Below are 2691 nucleotides of genomic sequence, written 5' to 3'. Positions count from 1 at the left end.
AGGAAAGAATAATCCTGGCATCGAGCTATTGTCCCGGTCGGCAACCCGACAAGTATCTTGGCCACGGTGAAGTTTCACAACCGAGTTCGGGATGGAATCGGAGTGGTGCCATCACGTTAAAGACACCAGGAAGGGTAGAACCCTCAAGACTGCAAAAGCTAGGAAAAAAGTGGTGAAAGAAGAATCAGGTCAAGCCCTCGGTCGGTTAGTACTCCTCGACTGCACTCGTTACCGAGCTTCCATCTAGAGCCTATCAACGGGTAGTCTACCCGAGACCTTACTGGCTTAATGCCATGAGAGCAATCATCTGGAGGTGGGCTTCCCACTTAGATGCTTTCAGCGGTTATCCGCTCCGCACATGGCTACCCTGCGTTTACCGTTGGCACGATAACAGGTACACCAGCGGTGCGTCCTTCCCGGTCCTCTCGTACTAAGGAAGGCTCCTCGCAATGCTCTTACGCCTACACCGGATATGGACCGAACTGTCTCACGACGTTCTGAACCCAGCTCACGTACCGCTTTAATGGGCGAACAGCCCAACCCTTGGGACCGACTTCAGCCCCAGGTTGCGATGAGCCGACATCGAGGTGCCAAACCTCCCCGTCGATGTGAACTCTTGGGGGAGATCAGCCTGTTATCCCTAGAGTAACTTTTATCCGTTGAGCGACGGCCCTTCCACGCGGTGCCGTCGGATCACTAAAGCCGACTTTCGTCCCTGTTCGACTTGTGGGTCTCACAGTCAAGCTCCCTTCTGCTTTTGCACTCTATCGTCCCATTTCCAACGGGACTGAGGGAACCTTTGCGCGCCTCCGTTACCTTTTAGGAGGCGACCGCCCCAGTCAAACTGCCCACCTGAAACTGTCTCCCGCCCCGATTAGGGGTCAGGGTTAGAATTCTAGCCTCGCCAGAGTGGTATCTCACCGTTAGCTCCACTCTCCCCACGAGGAGAGTTTCAAAGCTTCCCACCTATCCTGCGCAAGCGAAGCCCGAAGCCAATGCCAGGCTACAGTAAAGCTTCATAGGGTCTTTCTGTCCAGGTGCAGGTAGTCCGTATCTTCACAGACAATCCTATTTCGCCGAGTCTCTCTCCGAGACAGTGCCCAGATCGTTACGCCTTTCGTGCGGGTCGGAACTTACCCGACAAGGAATTTCGCTACCTTAGGACCGTTATAGTTACGGCCGCCGTTCACCGGGGCTTCGGTCGTCAGCTTCAGATTACTCCTGACCAACTTCCTTAACCTTCCGGCACTGGGCAGGCGTCAGCCCCCATACTGCGTCTTACGACTTGGCGGAGACCTGTGTTTTTGGTAAACAGTCGCCTGGGCCTATTCACTGCGACCCTCTTGCGAGGGTACCCCTTCTCCCGAAGTTACGGGGTCATTTTGCCGAGTTCCTTAGAGAGAGTTATCTCGCGCCCCTTAGTATTCTCTACTTCCCCACCTGTGTCGGTTTCGGGTACAGGCAATTAATGATTAACGTGGTTCGGGCTTTTCTAGGAAGCTTGATCAGCGCCACTTCCCTCCCGTGGGAGGTGGGACTCGCGTCTTAGCTCCTGGTGTTTTCACCACCTCTCATCGCCTCGACTGCTTGCACTGGTAACCAACATCCAGCTGACGTTGACCTTCTCCGTTCTCCGGCACAATCATTAATCGGTACGGGAATGTTAACCCGTTGTCCATCGACTACGCTTTTCAGCCTCGCCTTAGGTCCTGACTGACCCTCCGCGGACGAGCCTTGCGGAGGAAACCTTGGGGTTTCGGGGTGTGGGATTCTCACCCACATTTTCGCTACTTAAGCCGACATTCTCACTTCTATAGAGTCCACAGCTGCTTGCCGCTACTGCTTCACCCCCTATAGAACGCTCCCCTACCACTACAATGTAGTCCACAGCTTCGGTAGATAACTTAGCCCCGTTCATTTTCGGCGCAGGAGCGCTTGACCAGTGAGCTATTACGCACTCTTTTAAGGATTGCTGCTTCTAGGCAAACCTCCTGGTTGTCCATGCACTCCCACCTCCTTTCTCACTTAGTTATCATTTGGGGACCTTAGCTGGTGGTCTGGGCTGTTTCCCTCTTGACGATGAAGCTTATCCCCCACCGTCTCACTGGTAGTTTTTTTAGCCGTATTCAGAGTTTGCCTCGCCTTGGTACCGGTCTCCCAGCCCGCGGCGAAACAGTGCTTTACCCCGACTAAACTTCCACTACCGCTGCGCCTCAACACATTTCGGGGAGAACCAGCTAGCTCCGAGTTCGATTGGCATTTCACCCCTAACCACAGCTCATCCGCTAATTTTTCAACATTAGTCGGTTCGGACCTCCACTTGGTTTTACCCAAGCTTCATCCTGGCCATGGTTAGATCACCCGGGTTCGGGTCTACAAATTATGACGCTTCGCCCTCTTCAGACTCGCTTTCGCTGGGGCTGTGGGGTCTTCCCCCTTCACCTGCCATAACCTGTAAGTCGCCGGCTCATTCTTCAACAGGCACACGGTCAGACGTTCAATCGTCCTCCCATTGCTTGTAGGCTAACGGTTTCATGTTCTATTTCACTCCCCTTCCGGGGTTCTTTTCACCTTTCCCTCGCGGTACTGTTTCTCTATCGGTCACACGGGAATATTTAGCCTTACCTCGTGGTCGAGGCAGATTCACACGGGATTTCACGTGCCCCATGCTACTCGGGATGCAGTTAAGCT

2 rRNA genes (1 of these 2 running past the window's edge) are annotated in these 2691 nt (G+C 53.8%); both read right to left on the bottom strand.

Annotated features, from left to right (window positions below):
- Positions 1 to 12: 12 nt before the first annotated feature.
- Positions 13 to 130, bottom strand: a 5S ribosomal RNA gene (gene rrf / locus IM475_RS09945).
- Between the two features lie 55 nt (positions 131 to 185).
- Positions 186 to 2691 (bottom strand): 23S ribosomal RNA (locus IM475_RS09940); it runs 374 nt beyond the window's last position.

This window comes from Microcystis sp. M061S2, assembly GCF_020245605.1.
Lineage (GTDB): Bacteria > Cyanobacteriota > Cyanobacteriia > Cyanobacteriales > Microcystaceae > Microcystis.
The sequence above is the reverse complement of the archived record's forward strand: the minus strand, read 5'-3'. Positions and strand labels throughout refer to the sequence as shown.